The organism is Bradyrhizobium sp. USDA 241, assembly GCF_049739505.1.
Lineage (GTDB): Bacteria > Pseudomonadota > Alphaproteobacteria > Rhizobiales > Xanthobacteraceae > Bradyrhizobium > Bradyrhizobium liaoningense.
In genome coordinates this window covers 1,015,622-1,041,009 of sequence record NZ_JBMGPZ010000004.1, presented here as the reverse complement: position 1 = coordinate 1,041,009, position 25,388 = coordinate 1,015,622, and the positions used below count along the sequence as shown (strand labels likewise).

Sequence of the window (25,388 nt, the reverse complement as noted above, 5' to 3'; positions counted from 1 at the left end):
TGGGTTCAAATAAGGAGAGCTTCACATCGTTCTTGAATAATTTGGGTAACGTTAAGCTCTGCAATTCGAGCTAATTTTTCGACAGAAGCTTCGAAAAGAATCCGCATATCCGGGCATCGCACGCGCAACGACGGTCGAAGCACGTGAAAAATCTTCCGCGCGCAATGGGCGTGCAATCTGCCGCTCGATCACATCGCGCAATGCGGTTGCGCTATCGCTCCGGCGCAGCGAAGAGTCCGGCGGAGGATCGATTGCCGGCGACTTTCTCATGTCACGCCAGCCCGCGTGCTCGTTCGAGGGACACGGCTGGTGGTGCTTGTCGTTGTGGTCGGTGTGCAATTGCCTTGCGGCGATGACGTCAGCGCCATTGTCGTCGATGCGAGCGTCCGCGCGCGCATCGGAGCGACGGCTGCGCCGGAACAGCTCGTCTTCCCGCCATGCGCGCATATTGCGCTTTCGCGCGCGGTGGTTCTGCGACAACGGAGCCGGCCCGGCGGCCGAGAATGTGAAGCACATCACACGCACATTGCTGCACCTGCGCTATTGGTCCGCGCAGCCGGTGGTGGGCTGTCGAGGACTACAGCAATGACGATGCGGCGAATGATATATTGGTGGTTCAGATTCGTGCTGTCGGGGCGGTTTTTCGACCGTTTCCTGAGCCTGCCGCGGGCGCCGCGCGCCTAAAGCATGATCCGGAAAAGTGCGTAGCGGTTTTCCGAAAGATCATGCCCAAACAGCAACCTAAAGCGCAGTGACGATTCATCCTAATCGCAGCGCGCTCTAGTTTTGTCCGATCAACTTGCGGAACGCCGCCGCACCGTCCTGCATCGCGTCGCGTCCCTTCCAGGCCAGATAAGTCAGCTTGCCGCCGAGCGTGTCGTGGGCTGCGCAGCCGCCGCGATCCGAGAATGTGGCCCACATTGGCGGGGAAACGGCTCACCTCGGCGGAGACCAGCTTCGCGATCGCGTCCATCAATTGCTGGAGGCGGACGCCCCAGTCGCAATGCTCGATGCCGTCGATGCGGACCTTGAGCGCATATTCGGCGTCGTAGATTTCGGCGAGCAGGTCGCGGGCAATCAGCACCCGGTTGTTCCGAAGCGCGACACGAAGCGCGAGGCGCTTGTCGTCGAGCCGGTCGAGGACCATGTGAACGACGCAGGCATAGGGCGTGGCGGCAACGTCTGCGGCGGCCTTGCTGGCAGCGGCCTTGGTGGCAAGCCGCACCAATTGCCAGGGCGTCTTCAGGCGGCGCGCGACCAGCGCCAGCGCGAAGGGCAGCGCCTGGGGATGGGCCTTCTTGAAGGCGTCGAGCTGCAGCGTGATCTGGGCGACCTGGCCGTCGTCGAACTTTGCGATCTTCTCAGGCAGCTTCTCGTTGAACTTCGGCAGCGCATCGCCGGAGCGCAACACATGCAGCATCTTCAAGACGTCGTCGAAGGCGGTGCGCGAGGCGGTGTATTGTGCAAGCTTGGCGCGCGCAGTTTCGGCGCTCTCGGACGAGGTGAGGGTGCTCTCGAGGACCTTGACGACCTTGGTCTGGAAGGTCGACGCGATCTTCTGCACTTCCTTCGGGTTGTTGGCGGCGACCTGGTCGTTGATCGCCTTGATGTAGTCGCGCGCCATGGTCGGCAGCAGGTCGCGGCAGATCCACTCCCAGATCGGCGTGAGCGTCTTGCGCGAGATCCGCCCCATATTGGCATGGTCGGGCGCGCCGTCGATCAGCAGCAATTCGAGCGGCGCGAAGAAATAGCGCGATGGGCTGGTGGCGCGCGCCTGGGTCGATCCGTCCTTGCGGAACTCGGCGCGCAGGCGCGACTGAAGGTCGGCCGACCCGGGCATGTCGATGCCGCACAGCTCGAGCCGCTCGAGCTCGCTGAGCAGACAGCTGCGCGACAGCGGCGTCAGCCTCTGCAGGAATTCCGACAGTCGATCGATCTCGTTCATGGCACGCATCTTTCGCAGCGTGTCCCGCTGGCTTGCGGGCCCAATGCGTGGAGGCATTTGCGCGCTCAACCTCCCTAGAGAAGCAAGTCGCCGTTAATTAATCCGTAAAAGCCGGGGGACGGGCATCGGTCGGAGGCGGCCATCAAGGGGGGCTTTCCGTCTGACCGCTTTGAGATGTGGCCGGAACTCAACCGCTGCACGATCGGGGGCGGCCGCACGCAAGCACAAATTGTGCCGAAGTCGCCTTTTCAGCGCAAAAGGGCCCAAATCACCGTAGTCTTACGGAGCAGAAAGTTAAGCACAGACCGGCTCCGGTTCCGCTAAACGAGTGCCATGGGGTCACCGAATAATACGGCCACTGATTCGCGGCCGTCGGAATGGGACGAAGGCGGCGCGGCGCCGCCTGAAGAGCCCGATTTCGTCCGTCTGAGCGCCGCCCGTGCCAAGGCGGCCGACGAAATGGCAGCGGCCATCGCCCGCGAGCTCAACGGCCCCCTGACTGCGCTCCTGCTCTACATGGGCGAGATCAAGCACCACAGCGATCAGCTCGTGCCTGCTACGGGCGATCGTGCCTATTTGCAGCGGGTGGTGGAGAACGCGCTGGTACAGACCGAGCGCGTTTGCGGTCTGGTCAAGCAGCTCGCCGGCAAAGGCGGCTTGCCGATCCCGTCCGGCACCGAGGAGGCGCGATCGAAGGCCGCTCGCGCGCTGCAGCCGCAGCGCGTGCCGAGCGCCGAGCTCGTCGGTCCGTCGGGCCAGAAGCGGCTGACCAAGCGCGAGCGCGAGGTGCTGAGGCTGATCAGCGAAGGCTATTCGAACAAGCAGGGCGCGCTTCGCATGCAGATCAGTCCGCGCACCTTCGAGAGCCATCGCGCCGAGGCGATGCGCAAGCTCGGTGCGCGCAACACCGCGGATCTCGTCCGTGCGGCGCTGCTGCATTCGATCGACTGAGGCGGGCGTGCTGCGTCGCCGGCAGGCGATGCGCCGGCGACATCTCTCGAGACGTTCGGAAACCCGTCCTGCTCAGAAATAGTCTTCGGCGAACGGACGCGCGGGGGAAGCGCGACGCAGCGGCTTGATCTCTTCCTTCGGCGCGTTCGGAATGATCGTGATGGTCCAGCGGGGAGGCACGCTCGATTCCTGCTCAAGCACCGATCGCACGAAGCCGGTCACGGTGGACTCGCCAGTCTTTACTGTCGCCATCCGGCCGTTGAACTGTGCGATGCGGAAGCGACGAACCTCTTTCTGGTCTGCCGTCTCGTACTTGAACATTGGAAACCCTCCTGGTTTTCCCCGGGACTATCGCCTCCTATGATTAGCCATCTATGAACATCCCAAACCGTAGAAGTACGGCGGGCTTCGCGCGGTCTTCGCCGGGGCGGAGTGGATACCGGTTCGCGCAAGGAAAAAGCGTCAACGCGCAACGCTGCCCGATTTCCGTCCGACTTCGATCGGAAGGAAGATGGTTCTAGACCTGCGGCTCTTGCGCGCGCGCGGCGGCGTAGGCGGCATCCATCCGGTCCAGGAGAGCATGGAATTCGGCATCGCCGAGGCCCTCAGCGGTCTTCTCCAGCCGCAACGCCAGCGCTGCGAGCCTGACATAGCCGAACGTCCCGGCTGCGCTCTTGAGCGAATGCGCCTCGCGCGCGATCCGGGCGTGGTGCTGCGCAAGCGAGATCGTGCGGAACAGTTGCAGGCGCGCGCGGGTCTCGCTCCAGAATACATCGCGCACTTCACAGGCGGCATCCTCGCCGATCTCGCGCACCAGCGCTTCGTACGCGCGCGGCTCGCGCGCGGGGTCGGCATCGAGCGCGTTCTGCGCAGGCGCGACGGGTGCGTCAAACATGGCCTTGCCTGCCTCGATCATCGTGCGTTGTCGCGCGGCGCGTGGCGGCGCGAGGTACATCCCTGTCTAGGGCATCGGAATTTCAGTTCCGGTAGCAGGATGGCCGGTGTTTGCAGACCGGTATTAGCCGGCGGTTTACCAATCGCCCGCGGCGTTCAGCGTATGCCGAGCAGCCGGTCGTACTGGGCCTTTACGGTGGCGTAGCATGCGCACGCCGTCCGGCGCAGGCCTTCGATGTCGATGATCTGGATGTGTCCGCGGCTGTAGTGGATGAAATTGGCCTGTTGCAAGGCGTGGGCGACCAGCGACACGCTGTTGCGCCGCGCCCCGATCATCCGTGCCATGGTCTCCTGGGTCAGCAGCAGCCGGGAGTCGCCCGACAGATCATGAGTGTGCAACAGGCACCGCGACAGCCGCGACTCCACCTGATGGGCGGCGTTGCAGCCGGCGGTCTGCTGCACCTGGACGTAGACCGCAAGCCCGTGGCGCATGAGCAACGTGCGCAGTGTGCTGCTCTGGTCGGCAGCGATCCGCAGCGGGTCCAGATCCACCACCGAGGCGACGCCGGGAACCAGCACAAGGGCGGTGTTCAATGCAGACGCCTCGCCCATGATCGAGAGCGTCCCGAGCAGGCTGTCGCGGCCGATCATGGCGACTTGCACATGCTCGTCCCCGGCCAGCTCCACCACCAGCGAGATCACGCCGCGGTGCGGAAAATAGGCGCGCTTCAGCGTCTCGCCGGTCTCGGCCAGCACTGCGTCATGGGGCAGATCAACCGTTCGCAGGTGCGGACGGATCAATTCATAATCGTCCGCCGACAGTGCGGACAGGAAACCGTTCGGTGGACGCGCCATCGTTGCCAAAGCTGCCTCCCCTGTTCCTGCACCGTCGAATCGCGACATGCGAAATCACGGCCCTGCGCGGTAGGTTCAATCATGTACAGGCCGGGATATATTGGCAATTGAGACAGGTTGTCCGGCCGCGGCAATCGCTTCCTGCGGCGCTTCGTGCTTGCAACGGCGCGCTTGCGGCAGCGACTGGAAGGAAAGCTCCGATTTCAAGCATGGAGGCAGTTCCGGGGAACAGCACGACGCGTCCATCGGATGCCGTCGGCAAGTGCCCGTTCGTCGCTGAGTTGTAAGTCTGGCAGATATTAGCCTGAAGGTTGTGACATGGTCCAACAATTTTCGGATGATGATGGCAAGGCTGGCGAAGCCGGGCTGCACGTTCGAATACGACCAGCGCGATCTGATGTTCATCGACATCGTCATGCCGCATTGCCTGCCAGAGCATCGTGGCGGCGGCATTGCCTCGGCTGCGCGGCTAGGTTAGCGCGGTACGAGTCGCTATGGCCGCAGGGTAAGAGTTCGTTTACCTCATGCGCGGGCCGCGCACGTCGCAGCAATACCGCAAGGCGCTGGTCACGAGAGCATCGCCGGTTGCGAGCGGCTCGGTCCAACCCCCACAGGCCGTCTCCAATGCTCTTCGCGAGCAGGACTTTCCCGCGCGCCTCGCCTCGCTGTTATCGGCCCGTTTACCTCGCACGCCGCCTCCTTTGCGGCGTGGAGACGGATTTGCCGAAAAGCGCTGGGGCATGCGGTCGAACCGCAAACTTCTCTTCAATATCCGTAGTAGGACGGAGGATGAAATTAACGGGACTGTGAAAGGGGATGTCTAACGATCGAGGATAGGGCGTCCCTCCGTGCCAAGGGTGGCTCGGGCGTCCAGTTTAAATCCAGGTCAGTAAGGCGTAGCTCATGGATGATCTGATGCGGGAGTTTCTGACGGAGACCAGCGAGAGCCTGGACACCGTGGACAATCAGCTGGTGAAGTTCGAGCAGGAGCCGAACAACGCCAAGATCCTGGATAACAACTTCCGCCTGGTCCACACCATCAAGGGCACCTGCGGCTTCCTCGGGCTGCCGCGGCTGGAAGCGCTGGCGCATGCCGGCGAGACCTTGATGGGCAAATTCCGTGACGGCATGCCGGTGACCGGGCAGGCGGTGACGGTGATCCTGTCCTCGATCGACCGCATCAAGGAGATCCTGGCCGGCCTGGAGGCGACCGAGGCCGAGCCTGAAGGCAACGACCGCGACCTCATCGACAAGCTGGAAGCGATGGTCGAGCAGGGCATGGCGGCGATGGCGGCCGGCACTGCTAGCGCTCCTGTCGCCGAGTCGCCGCCGCTGGCGCCGGAGGCACCGGTCGCCGAAGCAAAGCCTGCACCCGCCAAGGAGCTGACCACGGGCTCGCTGATCGAGCAGACGCTGGAGCGCCCATTGCGTCCCGGCGAGATCTCGCTCGACGAGCTCGAGCGCGCCTTCCGCGAGACCGCGATCGAAGCGCCGGTGCCCGCGCCCGTTGCCAAGGCTGAAGCCAAGGCTGAAGCCAAGGCCGAAGCCAAGTCTGAAGCAAAGCCTGAGCCCGCGCCCGAAGCGCCTGTCGCGGAAGCAAAACCCGCCAGGGAGAAGGCTGCGCCGAAGAAGTCGACGGCCGACGAGGGCGCCTCCGAGGGCGACCGCATCGCCAACCAGTCGATCCGCGTCAACGTGGATACGCTGGAGCACCTGATGACCATGGTCTCCGAGCTGGTCTTGACCCGCAACCAGCTGCTGGAGATCTCAAGGCGCAACGAGGACACCGAGTTCAAGGTGCCGCTGCAGCGCCTCTCCAACGTCACCGCCGAGCTGCAGGAAGGCGTCATGAAGACGCGCATGCAGCCGATCGGCAATGCCTGGCAGAAGCTGCCCCGCATCGTCCGCGATCTGTCGAGCGAACTCGGCAAGCAGATCGAATTGGAGATGCACGGCGCTGACACCGAGCTCGACCGCCAGGTGCTCGATCTGATCAAGGACCCGCTCACCCACATGGTGCGCAACTCCGCCGATCATGGCCTCGAGACCCCCGCCGAGCGGCTGGCTGCCGGCAAGGGCGAGCAGGGCACCATTCGCCTCTCCGCCTATCACGAGGGCGGCCACATCATCATCTGCATCGCCGACAACGGCCGCGGTCTCAACACCGAGAAGATCAAGGCCAAGGCGATCTCCTCCGGTCTCGTCACCGAGGCTGAGCTCGAGAAGATGAGCGAAGCCCAGATCCACAAGTTCATCTTCGCGCCGGGCTTCTCGACCGCGGCCGCCATCACCTCGGTCTCCGGCCGCGGTGTCGGCATGGACGTGGTGCGCACCAATATCGACCAGATCGGCGGCACCATCGACATCAAGAGCGTGGCCGGCGAAGGCTCCTCGGTCACCATCAAGATCCCGCTGACGCTGGCCATCGTCTCGGCGCTGATCGTGGAAGCCGCCGGCGACCGCTTCGCCATCCCGCAGCTCTCGGTGGTCGAGCTGGTGCGCGCCCGCGCCAACTCCGAGCACCGCATCGAGCGCATCAAGGACACCGCGGTCCTTCGGCTCCGCAACAAGCTGCTGCCGCTGATCCACCTGAAGAAGCTGCTCAAGATCGACGACGGCGCGGCCTCCGATCCCGAGAACGGCTTCATCGTGGTGACCCAGGTCGGCAGCCAGACCTTCGGCATCGTGGTCGACGGCGTGTTCCACACCGAAGAGATCGTGGTCAAGCCGATGTCGACCAAGCTGCGCCACATCGACATGTTCTCCGGCAACACCATTCTGGGCGATGGCGCGGTGATCATGATCATCGATCCCAACGGCATTGCGAAGGCGCTCGGCGCCGCCGGCTCCTCGGCCCATGACATGGGCGACGACGCGGCCGGCCATCACATCGGATCGGGCGAGCAGACCACCTCGCTGCTGGTGTTCCGCGCCGGCTCGTCCCAGCCCAAGGCGGTCCCGCTCGGGCTCGTCACCCGCCTGGAAGAGCTCCCCGCCGACAAGATCGAGTTCAGCAACGGCCGCTACATGGTGCAGTACCGCGAGCAGCTGATGCCGCTGGTGGCCATGGAAGGCGTCACCATCGCCAGCCAGGGCGTCCAGCCGATCCTGGTGTTCGCCGACGACGGCCGCTCCATGGGCCTCGTCGTCGACGAGATCATCGACATCGTCGAGGAACGGCTCAACATCGAGGTCGGCGGTTCAAGTTCGGGCATCCTGGGCTCGGCCGTGATCAAGGGCCAGGCCACCGAGGTGATCGACGTCGGCCACTTCCTGCCGATGGCGTTCTCCGACTGGTTCACCCGCAAGGAGATGAAGCCGTCGATGCACTCGCAGTCGGTGCTGCTGGTCGACGACAGCGCCTTCTTCCGCAACATGCTGGCTCCGGTGCTCAAGGCTGCCGGCTACCGCGTCCGCACCGCGCCGACCGCGCAGGAGGGCCTCGCTGCGCTCCGCGCCCAGAGCTTCGACGTGGTGCTGACCGACATCGAGATGCCCGACATGAACGGGTTCGAGTTCGCCGAAGTGATCCGTTCCGACAACAACCTCGCCACGACGCCGATCATCGGCCTGTCGGCGCTGGTGTCGCCGGCGGCGATCGAGCGCGGCCGCCAGGCCGGCTTCCACGACTATGTCGCCAAGTTCGACCGTCCCGGCCTGATCGCGGCGCTGAAGGAGCAGACCGCGGGCGCCGCCGGCGCTTCCGAGCTGAGCCGGGCCGCGGCCTAGAGCATGATCCGGAAAAGTGTGAAGCGGTTTTCCGACGAGATCATGCTCAAACAAAAGAACGGTCGGGACGAGGAGATATCGAGATGACCAGCAAGACGCAAGTAAGCGAAGGCGCCATGGTCGAATACGTCACCGCGATGATCGGCGGCCAGCTGTTCGGCCTGCCGATCTCCCGCGTCCAGGACGTGTTCATGCCCGAGCGCGTCACCCGTGTTCCCCTGTCCTCGCGCGAGATCGCGGGCGTGTTGAACCTGCGCGGCCGCATCGTCACCGTGGTCGACATGCGCGCCCGTCTCGGCCTGCCCAGGGCCGAGGACGGCAAGGTGCCGATGGCGGTCGGCGTCGACCTGCGCGGCGAATCCTATGGCCTGCTGATCGACCAGATCGGCGAGGTGCTGCGCCTGCCCGAGGACGGCAAGGAGGAGAACCCCGTCAACCTCGACCCCCGCATGGCCAAGCTCGCCGGCGGCGTTCACCGCCTCGACGGCCAGCTCATGGTCGTCCTCGACGTCGATCGCGTCCTCGAGCTCGCACCCGAAATGATGGCGGCCTGAACCAACGAAACCATCGAAGCCGGAGAACCAAAATGAAGACGTGTTTGGTGGTCGATGATTCCAGCGTGGTGCGCAAGATCGCGCGCCGGATTCTGGAAGGTCTGGAATTCGAAGTCACCGAGGCGGAGGACGGCGCGAAGGCGCTCGAGATCTGCCAGCGGCAGCTGCCCGACGCGGTGCTGCTCGACTGGAACATGCCCGTGATGGACGGCTTCGAGTTCATGGGCCACATGCGCCGCCTGCCCGGCGGCGACCAGCCCAAGGTGGTGTTCTGCACCACCGAGAACAACGTGGCTCATATCGCGCAGGCGCTCAGCGGCGGCGCCAACGAGTACATCATGAAGCCTTTCGACAAAGACATTATCGCCGACAAGTTCGCTGAAGTTGGTTTGATCCCGGTCGGACAAGCCATGGTCTGAGTGTGTCTGGCCCGAGTGCTTGGGCCAGAGTGTTCCAGTACAGCTTCCGAGAGGCCATCCGTGACCCCGACCGAGTATGAGTATCTGCGCAAGTTCCTAAAGGACAATTCCGGTCTCGACCTGTCCGCAGACAAGCAATATCTGATTGAGAGCCGCCTGCTGCCGCTCGCCCGCAAGACCGGGCTCTCCGGCATCGCCGAACTGGTGCAGAAGCTGCAAGCCGGCTCGCGTACGCTGATCACCGATGTGGTCGAGGCGATGACCACCAACGAGACCTTCTTCTTCCGCGACAAGGTCCCGTTCGATCATTTCCGCGACCACATCATGCCCGAGATCATCAAGGCGCGGGCCAACCGCCGCAGCGTGCGGATCTGGTGCGCCGCCGGCTCGACCGGGCAGGAGCCCTATTCGCTGGCGATGTGCCTGAAGGAGATGGGCGCGGCCCTCACCGGCTGGCGCATCGAGATTATCGCGACCGACCTGTCGCAGGAGGTGTTGGAGAAGGCGAGGGCCGGCGTCTACAGCCAGTTCGAGGTGCAGCGCGGCCTGCCGATCCAGATGCTGGTCAAATATTTCAAGCAGACCGGCGAGACCTGGCAGATTAATCCCGAATTGCGGGCGATGATCCAGCATCGCCAGCTCAACCTGCTGCACGACTTTGCCCAGCTCGGCACCTTCGACGTCATCTTCTGTCGCAACGTGCTGATCTATTTCGACCAGGACACCAAGATCAACATCTTCAACCGGCTGGCGCGCCAGATCGAGCCGGACGGCTTCCTGGTGCTGGGCGCCGCCGAGACCGTGGTCGGACTGACCGATACGTTCAGACCGATTCCGGAGCGGCGCGGCCTCTACAAGCCGAACGATCCGCGTACGGCAGCAGCCAAGCCGGTTCTCGCCGCAGCGGCGCCGCGCATGGCGGCGGCGATGGCGGGGCAATAACATGGCCGACGATGGCAAGGGCGCGGAGCGCGTGACGTTCAGCCGCGGCTATGATGTCTGCATCATGGCCATCGACGGCACCTGGCGGCGGGACTGCAAGCTCAACGCAATCTCCGACACCGACGCCATCCTCACGGTGGAGGGCTCGATCCAGGGATTGAATCTGAAAGAGTTCTTCCTGCTGCTGTCGTCAACGGGCCTCGCCTACCGCCGCTGCGAGCTGGTCCGCGTCAACGGCGCCGAAATGGACATCCAGTTCCTGCGCGGCAAGAACAGGAAGAAGCGCGGTGCGGCCGGCGGCCACGACGCCGCGGCGTGATCTGGCCGCAGCGCCGCCATTCCTTCCGGCGCCTTGCTTCACATTTGCTGAACACATTCCGATCAATTGGCCGCAGCGGCTTTACATCGCCTAAGCGCGAGCCGTGTATCCATTGAGGGTCTCAATCTCAGGATACGGAAATGCCCAGAAGTTCTCTTTCCCCCGTCTCGTCAAACCTGCCGGATGTCGCCGAGCGGCGTGCGCTTCAGCTCCTGGTGGTCGACGACGACGCCACGCAGCGCCACCTGATCGCGGTCGCCGCCAAGCAGGCCGGCCACGAAGTCACCGTGGCGCCATCGGTGACGGACGCGATCGAGAAGCTCCGCGCCGCGCGCTTTGATTGCGTGACGCTCGACCTCGTGCTGGAGGATGGCGACGGCATCGACGTGCTGCGCGAGATGGCGAGCGCGAAATTTGCGGGCTCCGTGATCGTCATCAGCGGCATGGACGGCAAACGCCGCAGCGCCGCCCGCAGCTTCGCCCGCTCCGTCGGGATCGAGCTGCAGAGCCTGCCGAAGCCGTTGGATCTCGCGGCCCTGCGCATCAGCCTCGCCAATCTCGGCAAGATCGCGATGGGCCTGCCTGCGATCCACACCTGGGGTGGTGTCGCCAACGACGCGATCGTGGAACGGCACCGCGCCTAAAGCATGATCCGGAAAAGTGCGCAGCGGTTCCGAAAAGATCATGCTTAAACAACAACCTAAAGCGCGGTGAGGATTCATCCTGATCGCATCGCGCTGGAACGCGCGGAGCTGCCATGCAAGCGGCTGCGGCGGCTCCGCCGCGCTGATTGCGGCTCAGGCCGGCTTGCCGGATTCCGACAATTGCTGCAGGGCGCGGTCGAGCCCCGCCCGGCAGGCAATGAGCGCGGCGCCCGCGGCGGCGTAACGGGGCGTGACGTCGTCGAGCACGAAAATCTCATTGGAACCCGCGACAGCGCTCACGTGCCCTGCCGCGTCTTCTTCCGCCATGACTGCGTCGATCAGGCGCAGACTGATGTCGATGCGCACGATCAGAGAGCGAAGATCGGCTGCGATCAACTGGCGGCTGTCAGTTGCAGACGTCGCGACAAGCGGGGCCGTGCCGGCGAAATTTAGCATGGATAATCTCCGTGTCCCGCAATTAGGCACCCTGCCGCTACTTGTGCGTTAAGTCCATGTCCCGTACAAATACGGGTGGGCCGAATCCGCGCCGAGCGCCATAAGGGTTGGCGCGGACGCGAGTCCTTCATGCCAGCCGGATGTGGCACATGGCCGAACAAAGCTCTCGCGGTGAAATCTTCGTGGTGGACGACGACCCTGCCGTTCGCGACACCTTGTCGATGGTGTTGAAGGCGGCGGGCTATGACGTGATCTGTTTTGCGGACGGTGCCGCACTGCTCTCGGTCGCGCGAAGCCGCACACCGGCTGCGATTCTGCTCGACGTGCATATTCCCGGAAAGTCGGGTCTCGACATCCTGAAGGAGTTGCAGGGCGAGGACTATCCGGCGCCGATCTTCATGATCTCCGGTCAGGGCGACATCGCGATGGCGGTCGGCGCGATCAAGAGCGGCGCCCTCGACTTCATCGAGAAGCCGTTCCGCGGCAGCGAGATCGTCGGCCGGCTCGATGAGGCGATCGGCGCCTATGCGCGCAGGCAGGCGCAGAATGCAGCGCCGAAGTTCGGCTCGCTGCATTTCCCCGGACGCGAGCCGTTGACGCGCAGGGAGCGCGAGGTGCTGGAGCAGTTCGCCTCCGGTGCATCCAACAAGGAAGCCGGACGCACGCTCGGCATCAGCCCGCGCACGATCGAGGACCATCGCGCCAACATCATGAAGAAGCTCGGCGCACGCAATGCCGCCGATCTGATCCGCATCGTGATGACTGCGGCCCAGCGCGCGTCGTAGAACGGTCTCGTGCCCCGGACGCAGCGCATCATGCAATGATGTGCTGCGGAGCCGGGGCCCATCTTTCCAACTTCACCGCGGACAGTTCTGGGTCGCGGCTCTGCGTCGCTGCCATAGCGCGACGAAGACGCGCGTGAACGCGCTTCTGGCACGCTGCGTCTCGTCCGGGACACCAGACGCGCCTCAAGCGCTCAGCGCCTTGCGGATGATCCGCGCCAGGTCCGATTTGCGATAGGGCTTTGCCAGCAGGAGAACACCCGAATCCAGCCGGCCGTGATGGATGATCGCGTTCTCGGTATAGCCTGACGTGTAGACCACCTTGAGATCCGGGCGCGTCTTCATCAGTTCGTCGGCAAGTTGCCGTCCGTTCATCTTGCCGGGCATGATGACGTCGGTGAACAGAAGGTCAAACGGCTTTCCGCTGGCGACGATCGCGAGCGCCTCCGCGGCGTTCGCAGCCTGCAAGGTGACGTAACCCAGCGAATGCAGTTGCGCCAGCACGTAGTCCCGCACCAGCCGGTCGTCCTCGACCACGAGGATCGTCTCGTGTCCGCCCTCGATCGTCGCCGGCGTCACGCCTTCGCCAGCCGCTGCCGGCGTCTTGCCGGGCGGCAGGTACATCTTGATCGTGGTGCCGTGGCCCTCCTCGCTGTAGATCTTGATGTGACCTGCGGACTGCTTGATGAAGCCGTAGACCATCGAAAGCCCGAGGCCGGTGCCCTTGCCAGGTCCCTTCGAGGTGAAGAACGGGTCGAACACCCTGGTCAGCATGCCTGCGGGGATGCCGGTGCCGGTGTCGCTCACGGCGATCAGCACGTAATGCCCCGGCGGCACATCGTTGGCGCTGGCATAGGCTTCGTCGAGATAGGCGGCGCCCGTCTCCAGGATCAGCTTGCCGCCTCCGGGCATGGCGTCACGAGCATTGAGCGCGAGGTTGAGGATCGCGGTGGTGAGCTGGTTGGGATCGACGATCGCGACGCAGTTCTCGTCCTCGAACACCGATTCGATCTGGATCTGCTCGCCCAGCGTCGGCCGCAGCAATTTCGCGGTGTCGATGACCAGCGAATTGACGTCGATCTCGGGCGGTTGCAGCGGCTGCTTGCGTGCGAAGGCGAGCAGGTGCTGGGTCAGCTCGGCGCCGCGCGCCGCAGCCTCGTCGATCATCCTGGTGATGGCCGCGAGTTGCGGCTCCTTCTCGACCGCTTCCGCGAGAATCTCGATCGTCCCGGTGATGACGGTCAGAATGTTGTTGAAGTCATGCGCGACGCCGCCGGTCAGTTGGCCGACAGCCTCCATCTTCTCGGCGTGACGGATGCGCTCCTCAGCGGCGATCTTGTCGGTGAGGTCGCGGTAGAAGACGTTGAACAACAGGCCCTCGCGGCGCTTCAGGGCGGTGACGCTCAGCTCGGCCATGAATTCCCTGCCGTCGCGGCGGCGGCACATGAGCTCGCGGCGGCGGTTCAGCGTCGTGACGTTCTCGTCCGCGAGGAAACGCTTCAGCCCCGCCCTGACGCTCTCGCGCTCGCTCTCGGCGACGATCAGATCGATGGTGCTCTTGCCGAGCACCTCGTCGCGGCGCCAGCCGAACAGCTGTTCGGCCCGCGAGTTCCAGTTCAGGATGCTGCCGGTCTCGTCGGTCTGGACGAAAGCGTCGAGCGAGGTCTCGACGATGTTGCGGGCAAGCCGCTCGCTCTCGCGGAGCGATTCTTGCGCGAGCCGCGCTTCGGTCATGTCGCGTCCGACAAAGAAGAAGCGATGCGCCGGCTCGGACCAGTTACCGAGCCAGGACAGCCAGACCTCGTGGCCGTTCTTGTGGAAGCAGCGGGTGTCGGCGAGTTTTGGACGCTCCCCGCGCCGCAAGGCGCGCATCTCGGCGCGCGACGTCTCGAGATGATCGGGATGAATGAAATCGGCGCCGCTGCGGCCGATCATCTCGTCGGGCCGGTAGCCGAGAATGGCCTCAGTGCTCGGGCTGATCTGCGCGATATGGCCCCGCGCATCCATGATCATGATCAGGTCCTGCGATGTCTCGAAGATCTGTCGCCGCTCCTCGAGCTGGTGCTGCAGCACCCGCTCGGCGCGCCGCGCCTCGGTCAGGCTGCTCGCGCTCCCGGAGACGCCGACGATCTGGCCGGATGGCCCCCTGATCGGCGAGAGGCTGAGCGAAATTTCGACCGGCGTGCCGTCCTTGCGCAGGCGCACGGTCTCGAACCGTTCGATCGGCTCGCCCCGCGCGATCCGCTGCAGATAGTCCTTGCCGTGCGCGCGACGGTCGGGCGGGACGATGATCGACGTGGACTTGCCGATCGCCTCATCCGCCGAGTAGCCGTAAAGACGTTCGGCGGCCGGATTCCAGCCCGTGATGACCGCGTCGAGCGTCTGCATCACGATCGCATCGTCGGACGATTCCACCGCGGCGCTGAACAGCCTCTCGCGCGCCGCGTGATGGCTTCGCGCAGCCTCGGTACGGCGATGCTCCTCGATCTCGCGCTCCAGAGCGGCCGTTTTCGCACGCGTCTCCTCGACCATCCGGGCAAAGGCCCGCGCCAGCACGCCGGTCTCGCCGCCGGCGTCGACGGGAATCTCCGCTGGACGTCCGCTGCCGATGGCCTGCACCGCCGCGGTGAGGCGCCCGATCGGGCGTGTCAGCGAACGCGCCAGCAGCACTGCGAGCGAGGCCGCTGCGAGGACGGCCAGCACGCCGACGAGCAAGGAGGTTCTCTGGATGGCTCCGGGCACGAGGCCGAACACAGGCGCCGGAATCGTCTCGATGATTGCGACCCATTCCTGGCCCGCGAGCAGCGCCGGCGCGATGGCCGCGCCGCTCGGCCGGCCGGATCCATCCGGTATGAGCCGCGTGGATACTTCAAGCGTGCCGGCCAAGGCGGCGAAATATGGAAAATCCTTGCGCCAGTCGTTGGCACGGTCGTGCAATGCGCCGAATTCCCGCGTGCGATCGGGATGGATGAGATAATCGCCGCGCGAATTCACGACGTAGATCTCCCCTCCCGAGGTCATGATGGAGCGGACGCGCTCGAGTGCCGGACGCATGTCGACATTGGCGACGATGAGGCCGAACGGCTTGCCGTCGGATGCAAACAAAGGCATCGCGACCCGCAAAGTCGGAGCGTGAGCGGCCGTGGTTCCGCCGTGGCGGGTGGCGAGATCGACGGGGACACGTAAAACCTCGCCGGGCCCGAGCCGCATGGTTTCCTTGAAGTAGGTTCGGTCGCCCTTGCGCTCCAGCTCGCCGTCCGGGGCGATCCGTGCCGTTCCGCCCGGTCCGGAGCGGTCGACGCGGACCAGTTCGCGCTGGTTGTTGTCGACACCGATGATCCGGAACTGCCCATAGATGGGCTTGGCGTCGATCTCGGCCGCGAGCCGCGTCGCGATACGCTCGCGCCAGGTTTGCTCCGAGACGCCATCGATGGGGTCGGTTCCTCCACCGGTGTGAGCGCGGATGAGGCCGTTGATTGCCGCTGCGGCGCGGTAGCCGACCATATCGCCGCGCACGCCGGCAACGTAGGATTCGAGATTGGTCGCGAGCAGGCGTGACTGGGCTTCAACCCGTTCCAGGACCCGCGGAATGACGGCCTGTGTGGTGTTGCGATAGCCCAACCACCCGACTGCGGCCACGGTCACCGCCACCAGCAGGATCATCGCGATGGCCAGCCGCGTTGCCAGCGTCGTTGCCAGTCTCATGGGGGTTTTCGCCGGGCTTGCCGTATCGTGCCTGTTCCGGCCCGGAGCAGAGGAGGTGTCCTGGTCATCTGCAACCATCGCCGGCGGCCGTCACGTGAGGACCACCGCGTTCCAGCAGCCGGATGGTGATCTCCAAGGCCGGATCGTCCCCCACGATCAGGATGTTGGCCACGTCTGAAATCCTCCGGGTCAGTGGGGAAGTCCCCGGCGACCATAATCAAAGCCATCAAAAACATGAAATTGTTGCGCGGATTCTCGTCTGCCGGCAAGCACTTCGGAGCTCCTCCGGCCTGAGTCCGCCGATTTATTGCGCCGCACCGTCCGTATGCCCGCCTGAGTGCATAGCAGAGGTTCGCCCTCTGCCCGCCCAGCGCCTTGCCGGGCATGGAGGGCCTGTGAGAAGAGCAGGGCCAATCCTTCGGACGGACAAGGAATAAAATGACCAACAAGAAGAAGTCGCCCGACCAGCTTCGCAGCGCGCGTTGGTTCGCGCCCGACGATCTGCGCTCGTTCGGCCACCGCTCCCGCGCCATGCAGATGGGCTATGCCCCCGAGGAGTGGAAGGACCGCCCGATCATCGCGATCCTCAACACCTGGTCGGACGCGCAGCCCTGTCACATGCACTTCAAGTCGCGTGTCGACGACGTCAAGCGCGGTATCCTGATGGCCGGCGGCCTGCCGCTGGAGCTGCCGGCGCTGTCGCTGTCGGAATCGCTGCTGAAGCCGACCACGATGCTCTACCGCAATCTGCTGGCGATGGACGCCGAGGAATTGCTGCGCAGCCATCCCGTCGACGGCGTGGTGCTGATGGGCGGCTGCGACAAGACCACGCCGGCGCTGCTGCTGGGGGCGACCTCGATGAACATCCCGGCGATCTATCTGCCGGCAGGTCCCATGCTGCGCGGCAATTGGAAGGGCAAGACGCTCGGCTCCGGCTCGGACGGCTGGAAATATTGGGACGAGCGCCGCGCCGGAAAAATCTCCGACAAGGACTGGCTCGACATCGAGGCCGGCATCGCCCGCAGCTACGGCACCTGCATGACCATGGGCACGGCCTCGACCATGACCGCGATCGCGGAGGCGATCGGCATGACGTTGCCGGGCGCCTCTTCGATTCCCGCAGCGGACGCCAACCACATCCGCATGGCCTCCGAATGCGGCCGCCGCATCGTCGAAATGGTGTGGGAGGACCTGACGCCGAAGCTGATCCAGACCCGCAAAGCCTTCGAGAACGCGATCGCGGTCGCCATGGCGATGGGCTGCTCCACCAATGCGATCATCCATCTCATCGCTCAGGCCCGCCGTGCCGGCCAGGACATCGGCCTGGACGATTTCGAGACCGCGAGCCGCAAGGTGCCCGTCATCGCCAACGTCCGTCCAAGCGGCGATACCTATCTGACGGAGGACTTCTTCTATGCCGGCGGGCTGCCAGCGTTGATGGGCCAGATCAAGCCGCATCTGCATCTCGACTGCATCACCGTCACCGGCAAGACGCTGGGCGAGAACATCGAGGGCGCCGAGGTCCACAATGCCGACGTGATCCGCTCCATCGACAATCCCATCTACAAGGAAGGCGCGCTCGCCGTGCTCAAGGGCAATCTCGCGCCCGACGGCTGCGTCATCAAGCCGAGCGCCTGCGCGCCGCGCTTCCTCAAACATACGGGACCGGCGCTGGTGTTCGACGACTATGCCTCGATGAAGAAGGCGGTCGACGATCCCAATCTTGATGTCACCGAGGACTACATCCTGATCCTGCGCAATGCGGGGCCGCAGGGCGGGCCGGGCATGCCGGAATGGGGCATGCTGCCGATTCCGACCAAGCTTGTGAAGCAGGGCGTGCGCGACATGGTGCGCATCTCGGATGCGCGCATGAGCGGCACCAGCTATGGCGCCTGCATCCTTCATGTTTCGCCGGAATCCTACATCGGCGGTCCGCTGGCGCTGGTGCGGAACGGCGACCGCATCACGCTCGACGTCGCCGCGCGCACCATCAATCTCGACGTCTCCGAGGCCGAGCTCGCAAAGCGCCGCGCCGCCTGGAAGCAGCCCGAGCCCCGCTTCGAGCGCGGCTATGGCTGGATGTTCACCAGGCACATCAAGCAGGCCAATGACGGCTGCGACTTCGATTTCCTCGAGACCGATTTCGGCGCGCCGATCGGCGAGCCGTCGATTTACTGATGTCCCGTCATTCCGGGGCATCGCGAAGCGATGAGCCCGGAATCCATCTTGCAGCAGTACATACCGCCCGATGGATTCCGGGCTCGCGCTACGCGCGCCCCGGAATGACGCCACGAGAGAGAACGACATGACAAAACTTTCCGAAGCCACCCGCAACAAGCTCAAATCCGTCTCCACTGCCACGGTCGCCACCGCCCTGTTCAAGCGCGGCCTGCGCATCCAGATGATCCAGGATGTGCATCCCCTAAGTCCCGATCAGCCGACCATGGTCGGCGAAGCCTTCACGCTGCGCTACATGCCGGCGCGCGAGGATCTCAACACGATCGACGTCTTCAAGGACCGTTCGCATCCGCAGCGCAAGGCCGTGGAAGATTGCCCTCCGGGCGCTGTGCTGGTGATGGACAGCCGCAAGGACGCGCGCGCGGCATCGGCAGGCGCGATCCTGGTGACGCGATTGATGAAACGGGGCATCGCCGGCGTCGTCACCGACGGCGGCTTTCGCGATTCCGCTGAAATTGCAAAACTCGGCTTCCCCGCCTTCCATCACCGCCCCTCGGCGCCGACCAACCTCACGCTGCACCAGGCGATCGAGATCAACGTCCCGATCGGCTGCGGCGATGCCCCGGTATTTCCCGGCGACGTCATCCTGGGCGATGCCGACGGTGTCATCGTGATCCCGGCGCATCTCGCGGACGAGATTGCGAGCGAGACGTTCGAAATGACCGCGTTCGAGGACTTCGTCACCGAGGAAGTCGGCAAGGGCCGCGGCGTCTTCGGCCTCTATCCCGCCACCGACCCGCAGACGCTGATCGATTTCGCGGAATGGCGGAAGAAGAACGGGAGGTAGTGCGGCCCGAAGAATGCACGACATTCTCCGATGTCGTCCCGGACAAGCGAAGCGCAGATCCGGGACCCATAGCCCCAGGGCGTGGTTTGGCGATGACCAGCAGTAACAGTTCTTCGCCGGTACTGCTCTCGCACTCCCTCGATAAATCACGCGGTATGGGTCCCTGCCTTCGCAGGGACGACAGCCGTGGGTGTCGCTACACCCCGGCCTCCGCCATTCCGGCCGCCCACAGCGCGAACGCATAGACGATCGCGACCTCGTCAAGCCGGTCGAATCGTCCCGACGCGCCGCCGTGGCCGGCGCCCATGTTGGTGCGGAGCAGGACCGGGCCGCCGCCCGTCATGGTGGCGCGCAGGCGCGCGATCCATTTGGCGGGCTCCCAATAGGTGACGCGCGGGTCGGTCAGGCCGCCCATCGCCAGGATCGCCGGATAGTCCTTCGCCGCGACGTTGTCGTAAGGCGAATAGGACAGGATGGTGCGAAAATCCGTCTCGCTCTCGATCGGGTTGCCCCATTCCGGCCATTCCGGCGGCGTCAGCGGCAGCGTGTCGTCGAGCATGGTGTTGAGCACGTCGACGAACGGCACCTCGGCCACGATGCCGGCGAATAATTCGCCGGCGCGATTGGCGACCGCGCCCATCAGCATGCCGCCGGCCGAGCCGCCATGGCCGACGATGCGCTTTGCGCTGGTGTATTTCGCATCGATCAGCGCCCGGGCGCTGGCGGCGAAATCGTCGAACGAGTTCGTCTTCTTCTCTCGCTTGCCGTCGAGATACCAGCCCCAGCCCTTGTCGGCGCCCCCGCGGATATGGGCGATGGCGTAAACAAAGCCGCGATCGACCAGCGACAGGCGGTTGGCGTTGAACGAGGCCGGCATCGCCATGCCGTAGGAGCCGTAGCCGTAGAGCAGCAGCGGCGCCGCGCCGTCCAGCTTCAGCCCGCGGCGATGCAGGATCGAGACCGGTACCTCGGCGCCGTCATGCGCCTTCGCCATGATGCGCGTGGTGACGTAATTGGCGGCATCGTGGCCGGACGGAATCTCCTGGCGCTTGCGCAGGGTGCGCGTGCGCCGGGCCATGTCGTAGTCATAGACTTCCGACGGCGTCGTCATCGAGGAATAGGCAAAGCGCAGATTCGTCGTCTCGAACTCGTAGGAGCCCATCGTGTCGAGCGAATAGGCGGCCTCGTCGAAGGCAATGGCGTGCTCTTCCTTCGTCGCGAGGTCGCGGATCACGATCGACGGCAGCGCGTTGGCGCGCTCCAGCCGCACCAGATGGCCGGCATAGAGATCGAGGTCGATGATGTAGATGCCTGGGCGATACGGGATCAGGTCGCGCCAGTTCTTGCGCTCGGGCGAGCCAAGCGGCGCGGTCACGATCTTGAAGTCGATGGCGTCGTCGGCATTGGTGAGGATGAACAGCTCGTCGCCGCGGTCGGCGAGTGAATATTGCACGCCCTCCTCGCGCGCCGCGACCAGGCGCGGCGGCGCCTCGGGGTTGGCGAGATCGATCAGCCGCTGCTCGCTTGTCTCGTGGTCGCCGCCTGCGATCACGCAGAAGCGGCCGCTGGTGCTCTCGTGCAGATGGGTGAACCAGCCGGCATCCTGCTCTTCGTAGACCAGCGTGTCATCGGCCTGCCTGGTGCCGAGCCTGTGGCGCCAGACCTGCATCGGACGGTGATTGTCGTCGAGCTTCACATAGAAGAAGCTCTTGCAGTCCGCGGCCCAGACCACGCCGCCATCGGTCTCCTCGACGAGATCGTCGAGATCCGCCCCAGTCGCCCAGTCGCGCACGCGGACGGAAAAATACTCGGAGCCCTTGGTGTCCGCGCTCCAGGCCTGCAGCCTGTGATCGTGGGAGTGCCGGCTGCCGCCGAACTTGAAATATTTGTGGTCCCTGGCGAGCGCGTCGCCGTCGAGCACGATCTGGCCCTCGCCGCCATCGCGCGGCATGCGGCCGAACAGCTCGTGCTGCCCGCCCTCGCGAAACCGGCGGAAATAGGCGAAGGGACCGTCGGGCGACGGCACGCTCGAATCGTCCTCCTTGATCCGCCCGCGCATCTCGCGCACCAGCGTCTTCTGCAGGCCCGCGGTGTGGCCGAGCAGGCTCTCGGTGTAGGCGTTCTCTTCGTCCAGATATTTGCGGATATCGAGGTCGAGCACCGCAGGGTTACGCAGCACCTCCTGCCATTTCGCGTCTTTCAGCCAGGCATAGTCGTCGGTCACGGTGATGCCGTGCCGCGTGAAGGAATGCGGCCGGCGCGGGGCGACGGGGGGCTGCGAAGGCGTCTTGGCTTGTGTCACTCGATCCTCATTCGTGTCCGACGTCGCTGCTCCCCCCGCAAGCGGGGAGAGGGGGAGAAAGCGGCTCGCCGCGTTCCCTTATATCGTCCCGATTCTGCGAATTGCCAGCGCGGCGGGCGAAGGACTGCGCCAGGCCGCCGGGTTGTTGACCGGGCCCTTGTATGCTTTAGGGACGATATCCCCGCCGCCGGTCCAGCCAGATGCTGTTCAATTCCTATCCCTTCATCCTGCTGTTCCTGCCGGTCGTGCTGGCCGGCTACTTCTGGCTCGGCCGGCGCAGCAATCTGGCCCCGGTGATCTGGCTGGCACTGGCTTCGATCACCTTCTATGCGATTGGCAGCTGGCAGTTCCTGGCCCTGTTGCTGGTATCGATCGCGTTCAACTACGGCGTCGGCCACCTCCTCATCGTGGCGGAGCTCAAGGCGTCACAGCGCCGCGCAGCGCTCGCTTTTGGCGTCATCGGCGATCTCCTCGTGCTCGGCATCTTCAAATATGCCGGCTTTGCCGCTGAGAACATCAACGCGCTGCTCGGCACGCATGTTGCGGTCCACATCCTGCTGCCAGTCGGCATCTCCTTCTACACGTTCACCCAGATCGCGTTCCTGGTCGATGCCTATCGCGGGCAGGTCGCGGCCTATGCGCTGCCGCATTACACGCTGTTCGTGACCTATTACCCGGAATCAGAGCTGAGTGATACGGCGGCCTTTGAAACGGCGTTGACGGACCTTTTTCTTGGTCCAGACGAAGGGCTCGGCTCTGTCGTTGTATGCGTTGACGTAGGCATCGATGTGTTCCTGAAGCTGCTTGAGGCTCGTGAAGGAGGTGCCGCTGAGCGACTGCCCCTGCAAGATGGAAAACCATACTTCGACCTGATTGAGCCATGACGCACTTGTCGGCGTGAAATGAAATTGCACGTTGGGGTGGGCCTTGAGCCAGTCCTCGTTCTTTTTATGGGTGTTGAGGTTGTCGAGGATGACGTGAAGCTTGCGGTTCTGGAAAAGTCGCGGTGACGCTGTTCATGAAATCGAGAAACTCGACGCGGCGCCGGCGTTTTGAATGGGTCGCGATGATCTTTCCGGTGGCGACTTCGAGCGCCGCAAACAATGTTGTGGTGCCATGCCGCTTGTAATCGTGGCTTTGGCCGGTTAAGGCGCGGCCATTGGGCAACTTCAGATAACCCTGCGCTCGCTCCAAAGCCTGGATCGAGGGCTTCTCGTCCACGCACAGCACAATGGCCTTCGCCGGCGGCGCGACATAGAGGCCGACAACATCGGCGGCTTTGGCCGTAAAGTTCGGGTCGTTGCTCTCGCACCAGGACTTGCGAGCCACCAGGTCAATCTTGTGGCTGCGCAGGAACCGCCAGACATATTGGACATCGACATCGCCCAGCGCCTCGGCCAGCAGGGGGCCGGTCCAGCGCGCAAACCCTTGCGGTGGCGGCTTATCCAGCAGCTTCAGAATCCGCTTGTCGGTCGTCTTCGTATAGATCGGCTGCTTGCCAGGCCGCGGCTTGTCTTGCAGCCCTTCAAGGCCATGGTCGGCATAGCGATGCCGCCAAAGGCTGACAATCCGCGGCTGGACCCCAACTTCCTTGGCGATCGACCGGGTGCTGCGCCCATCCGCCGCCAACAGAACTATCCGCGCCCGCTTCAAATCGCGCTGCAACGTCACCGGTGAGCGACAGCACGCCTCAAGCACCTTGCGATCTTTCCTCGAAAGGTGGACTTCTCTTGCTTCGGGTATCATCCCGACCTTGAATCACGACTCACGTTCCAAGAAAAGTGGGTACTATTTCCCGCATCTGATTGCGGGACCGATCCTCCACCACAAGGACATGATCCCGCAGGTCGAGCGAGAGGAATCGAAGCACCCGGACGCGCATCTGATCCTGTGCGGAATCATCATCTTCGCCATCGGCCTGTTCAAGAAGACCTGCCTTGCCGACGGCATCCAGCCGCTGGTCGCGCTCGCCTTCGAGACGCGCTCGCCGAGCTTCGACCAAGCCTGGCTTGGCGCGCTCGCCTACACCTTCCAGCTCTATTTCGACTTCTCCGGCTATTCCGACATGGCGATCGGCATCTCGCTAATGTTCGGCATCTTCCTGCCGGTCAATTTCAACTCGCCCTACAAGGCGGCCAGCATTGTCGAGTTCTGGCGGCGCTGGCACATGACGCTGTCGCAGTTCCTGCGCGACTATCTCTACATCCCGCTCGGCGGCAACCGCAGAGGTCGCGTGCTGCGCTATGCGAACCTGATGATCACGATGCTGCTCGGCGGGCTCTGGCACGGCGCGGCCTGGACGTTCGTGGTGTGGGGCATGCTGCACGGCGCCTATCTCTGTCTCAATCATGCCTTCAACGCGCTGGTGCCGGATATCCCGTCGTCGCTGGCGCGCCCGGCCCGCATCGTCGGAGCGGTTCTGACGTTTCTTGCCGTCGTCGTCGCCTGGGTGTTCTTCCGCGCCGAGAGCGTCGCATGGGCGCTACGGCTCCTCCGCGCCATGGCCGATCCCGCCGATATCGTCCTTGGCCGCGAGGAGATTGCGGCGCTGATGCTGGTGTCGGTCTACGCGGCGCTGGTGTGGCTGACCCCGAACACCCAGGCGATCATGGGTTACGATCACGGCAACCGCAGGGTCGGCGAGGCCTTGCTGGCAGGGCGGATACGACCGTTGTTCCTCTATGGCGCATCGCTGGTGCTCGCGTTCGGCATTCTGGGCATCCAGAGCCACAGCGAATTCATCTATTTCCGGTTCTGATGCGCGCACCGTTCGCCAATGTGAGACGTCTTCTCCTCGCGAGCGTCGTGTGCGCGCTGGACGCGGCTGCGCTGACCTTCGTCGTCGATCCCCTGCAACTGTTTCGCCCCTCGCGCCTCATGGCGGCCTTCTATTCCGACGACACGCGCGTGCAGAATGCCGGGCTGATCCGCAGCCAGTCGTTCGACACCGCCTTCATGGGCACATCGCTCGCGATCCATTTCCGCCAGAGCGAGATCGATCGCGCGCTCGGCGTCCATTCGCTCAAGCTGGCGATGACCGGCTCCAATTCGCGCCAGCAGGCCTTCGTGCTGGCGCAGGCGATCGACCGCGGCGCAAGACGGGTGATCTGGGAGATGGACGACTTCATCTTCGTCGATGCCGCCGACATCGAGACAGATCCCTATCTCTCCGTCGACCTCTATCGCGGAACGGCCAAGGGCATCGCGTCCTATCTGTTCAGCGCGGCGATGGCGAAGGAATCCCTGTTCGCGCTGGCGCGGTCGATGCTGCCGCTGCGGGAGCCGCTGATCCGGGCGGCGCCGTTTCTGCCGGTCAAGTTCGCGCTGTCCGATGTCGATGACATCTACGCGCTGCCGCGAGATTTCGATGTCGCGCGCGGCTACAACGCGACCAGGACGCTTGCCGCCTTCGCCTACATCACCGATCCCGTTCGCCGCCGCTTCCTCGGCGAGGGCTATGGTTACGACGCCATGGCCGGGCATTTCGAGCACGACGCCGTCGGCCTGATCACGCGACATCCCGGCGTGACCTTCGACATCTACTTCCCGCCCTATTCGATCCTGCAGTTCGTCGCCATGCGCGATGCCTCGCCCGAGACGCTGAAGATCGTCACCGAACTGACGGCGCATGTCGCGCGGCGCCTGACGCAGTTTCCCAACGTGCGCCTGCATGATTTCCGCGCGATCAAGGCGGTGACGCACGATCTCGATAATTACAGCGACGTCATCCACCATTCGCCGGTGGTGGACGCCATGGTGTTGAAGTGGCTGGCGAGCGGGGAGTACCGCCTCGATCCGAAGGCGCCGCTCGCTTCGCTGGATGAGCTGAAGGCGCAGGTCGAGGCTTACCGAGTGCCGAAGTGACG

At 64.3% G+C, this 25,388-nt stretch carries 20 protein-coding genes and 3 pseudogenes; 13 read left to right on the top strand and 10 right to left on the bottom strand.

The annotated features are described in order from the left end of the window. Positions 1-51: 51 nt before the first annotated feature. On the bottom strand, positions 52-480 hold the full coding sequence (locus ABIF91_RS14685; protein WP_155252012.1) for a hypothetical protein: 429 nt from the start codon (positions 478-480) through the stop codon (positions 52-54). 300 nt (positions 481-780) lie between these two features. Next, positions 781-1,945, bottom strand: a pseudogene (locus tag ABIF91_RS14680) (hypothetical protein). A 333-nt stretch (positions 1,946-2,278) separates the two neighbouring features. On the opposite strand from ABIF91_RS14680, the gene ABIF91_RS14675 reads away from it, so the two are divergent. Next, the gene (locus ABIF91_RS14675; RefSeq protein WP_028180970.1) at positions 2,279-2,896 is read left to right on the top strand and encodes a response regulator transcription factor; all 618 of its coding nucleotides are present in this window, start codon (positions 2,279-2,281) and stop codon (positions 2,894-2,896) included. 72 nt (positions 2,897-2,968) lie between these two features. Here ABIF91_RS14675 and ABIF91_RS14670 read toward each other — a convergent pair whose 3' ends face one another. The 3 genes from ABIF91_RS14670 to ABIF91_RS14660 form a co-directional block, all read right to left on the bottom strand. After that, positions 2,969-3,217: a hypothetical protein gene (locus ABIF91_RS14670; RefSeq protein ID WP_028180971.1), complete on the bottom strand. Its 249-nt coding sequence runs from the start codon at positions 3,215-3,217 to the stop codon at positions 2,969-2,971. A gap of 196 nt (positions 3,218-3,413) precedes the next feature. Further along, on the bottom strand, positions 3,414-3,812 hold the full coding sequence (locus ABIF91_RS14665) for an Hpt domain-containing protein (RefSeq protein ID WP_155252013.1): 399 nt from the start codon (positions 3,810-3,812) through the stop codon (positions 3,414-3,416). Positions 3,813-3,946: 134 nt separating this feature from the next. Beyond that, positions 3,947-4,645 carry a Crp/Fnr family transcriptional regulator gene (locus ABIF91_RS14660; RefSeq protein WP_028180973.1) on the bottom strand — a complete coding sequence of 233 codons (699 nt, stop codon included), beginning with the start codon at positions 4,643-4,645 and terminating at the stop codon, positions 3,947-3,949. Between the two features lie 337 nt (positions 4,646-4,982). Here ABIF91_RS14660 and ABIF91_RS14655 point away from each other — a divergent pair, with 337 nt between their 5' ends. The 7 genes from ABIF91_RS14655 to ABIF91_RS14625 all read left to right on the top strand — a co-directional run bounded on the left by ABIF91_RS14655 (position 4,983) and on the right by ABIF91_RS14625 (position 11,252). Next, positions 4,983-5,123 carry a hypothetical protein gene (locus tag ABIF91_RS14655; RefSeq protein ID WP_162131062.1) on the top strand — a complete coding sequence of 47 codons (141 nt, stop codon included), beginning with the start codon at positions 4,983-4,985 and terminating at the stop codon, positions 5,121-5,123. Between the two features lie 425 nt (positions 5,124-5,548). Continuing rightward, a complete protein-coding gene (locus ABIF91_RS14650; protein ID WP_424579218.1) occupies positions 5,549-8,374 on the top strand; it encodes a chemotaxis protein CheW in 2,826 nt (941 codons plus the stop codon). 83 nt (positions 8,375-8,457) lie between these two features. Then, the gene (locus ABIF91_RS14645; RefSeq protein WP_124161037.1) at positions 8,458-8,928 is read left to right on the top strand and encodes a chemotaxis protein CheW; all 471 of its coding nucleotides are present in this window, start codon (positions 8,458-8,460) and stop codon (positions 8,926-8,928) included. 32 nt (positions 8,929-8,960) lie between these two features. Then, positions 8,961-9,347, top strand: coding sequence for a response regulator (locus tag ABIF91_RS14640; RefSeq protein WP_028181013.1), 387 nt, complete (start codon positions 8,961-8,963; stop codon positions 9,345-9,347). 60 nt (positions 9,348-9,407) lie between these two features. Next, a complete protein-coding gene (locus tag ABIF91_RS14635; RefSeq protein WP_028181012.1) occupies positions 9,408-10,289 on the top strand; it encodes a CheR family methyltransferase in 882 nt (293 codons plus the stop codon). A 1-nt stretch (position 10,290) separates the two neighbouring features. After that, on the top strand, positions 10,291-10,608 hold the full coding sequence (locus tag ABIF91_RS14630) for a hypothetical protein (protein WP_028181011.1): 318 nt from the start codon (positions 10,291-10,293) through the stop codon (positions 10,606-10,608). Positions 10,609-10,748: 140 nt separating this feature from the next. Continuing rightward, positions 10,749-11,252 carry a response regulator gene (locus ABIF91_RS14625; protein WP_028181010.1) on the top strand — a complete coding sequence of 168 codons (504 nt, stop codon included), beginning with the start codon at positions 10,749-10,751 and terminating at the stop codon, positions 11,250-11,252. Between the two features lie 153 nt (positions 11,253-11,405). On the opposite strand, the gene ABIF91_RS14620 is transcribed toward ABIF91_RS14625, so the two are convergent. Continuing rightward, positions 11,406-11,708 carry a hypothetical protein gene (locus ABIF91_RS14620; protein ID WP_028181009.1) on the bottom strand — a complete coding sequence of 101 codons (303 nt, stop codon included), beginning with the start codon at positions 11,706-11,708 and terminating at the stop codon, positions 11,406-11,408. A 149-nt stretch (positions 11,709-11,857) separates the two neighbouring features. Between ABIF91_RS14620 and ABIF91_RS14615 the strand changes: the two genes are divergently transcribed. After that, a complete protein-coding gene (locus ABIF91_RS14615; RefSeq protein ID WP_028181008.1) occupies positions 11,858-12,493 on the top strand; it encodes a response regulator transcription factor in 636 nt (211 codons plus the stop codon). Between the two features lie 183 nt (positions 12,494-12,676). Here the strand turns inward: ABIF91_RS14615 and ABIF91_RS14610 are convergent, their stop codons facing one another. Both ABIF91_RS14610 and ABIF91_RS14605 read right to left on the bottom strand, forming a co-directional pair. After that, complete coding sequence (locus tag ABIF91_RS14610) at positions 12,677-16,195, bottom strand: PAS domain S-box protein (RefSeq protein WP_424579217.1); 3,519 nt, start codon at positions 16,193-16,195, stop codon at positions 12,677-12,679. 73 nt (positions 16,196-16,268) lie between these two features. Further along, positions 16,269-16,367: pseudogene (locus tag ABIF91_RS14605) on the bottom strand (response regulator); the annotation flags it as partial. 266 nt (positions 16,368-16,633) lie between these two features. Here ABIF91_RS14605 and araD point away from each other — a divergent pair. Together araD and ABIF91_RS14595 are read left to right on the top strand one after the other, a co-directional pair. Beyond that, the gene (gene araD / locus ABIF91_RS14600) at positions 16,634-18,373 is read left to right on the top strand and encodes an L-arabinonate dehydratase (RefSeq protein WP_028181006.1); all 1,740 of its coding nucleotides are present in this window, start codon (positions 16,634-16,636) and stop codon (positions 18,371-18,373) included. 127 nt (positions 18,374-18,500) lie between these two features. Beyond that, entirely contained in the window at positions 18,501-19,220 is a 720-nt protein-coding gene (locus tag ABIF91_RS14595; RefSeq protein ID WP_424579216.1) for a ribonuclease activity regulator RraA, read from the top strand. A gap of 196 nt (positions 19,221-19,416) precedes the next feature. Here ABIF91_RS14595 and ABIF91_RS14590 read toward each other — a convergent pair whose 3' ends face one another. Together ABIF91_RS14590 and ABIF91_RS14585 are read right to left on the bottom strand one after the other, a co-directional pair. After that, positions 19,417-21,522: a S9 family peptidase gene (locus ABIF91_RS14590; RefSeq protein WP_028181004.1), complete on the bottom strand. Its 2,106-nt coding sequence runs from the start codon at positions 21,520-21,522 to the stop codon at positions 19,417-19,419. A gap of 680 nt (positions 21,523-22,202) precedes the next feature. Then, positions 22,203-23,268: pseudogene (locus ABIF91_RS14585) on the bottom strand (IS630-like element ISRj1 family transposase). On the opposite strand from ABIF91_RS14585, the gene ABIF91_RS14580 reads away from it, so the two are divergent. Continuing rightward, positions 23,222-24,280, top strand: coding sequence for an MBOAT family O-acyltransferase (locus tag ABIF91_RS14580; protein WP_424579215.1), 1,059 nt, complete (start codon positions 23,222-23,224; stop codon positions 24,278-24,280). The pseudogene ABIF91_RS14585 and the gene ABIF91_RS14580 overlap by 47 nt on opposite strands. After that, positions 24,280-25,386 carry a hypothetical protein gene (locus ABIF91_RS14575; protein WP_424579214.1) on the top strand — a complete coding sequence of 369 codons (1,107 nt, stop codon included), beginning with the start codon at positions 24,280-24,282 and terminating at the stop codon, positions 25,384-25,386. The genes ABIF91_RS14580 and ABIF91_RS14575 overlap by 1 nt, the downstream gene beginning before the upstream one ends. The last annotated feature ends 2 nt before the right edge of the window (positions 25,387-25,388 follow it).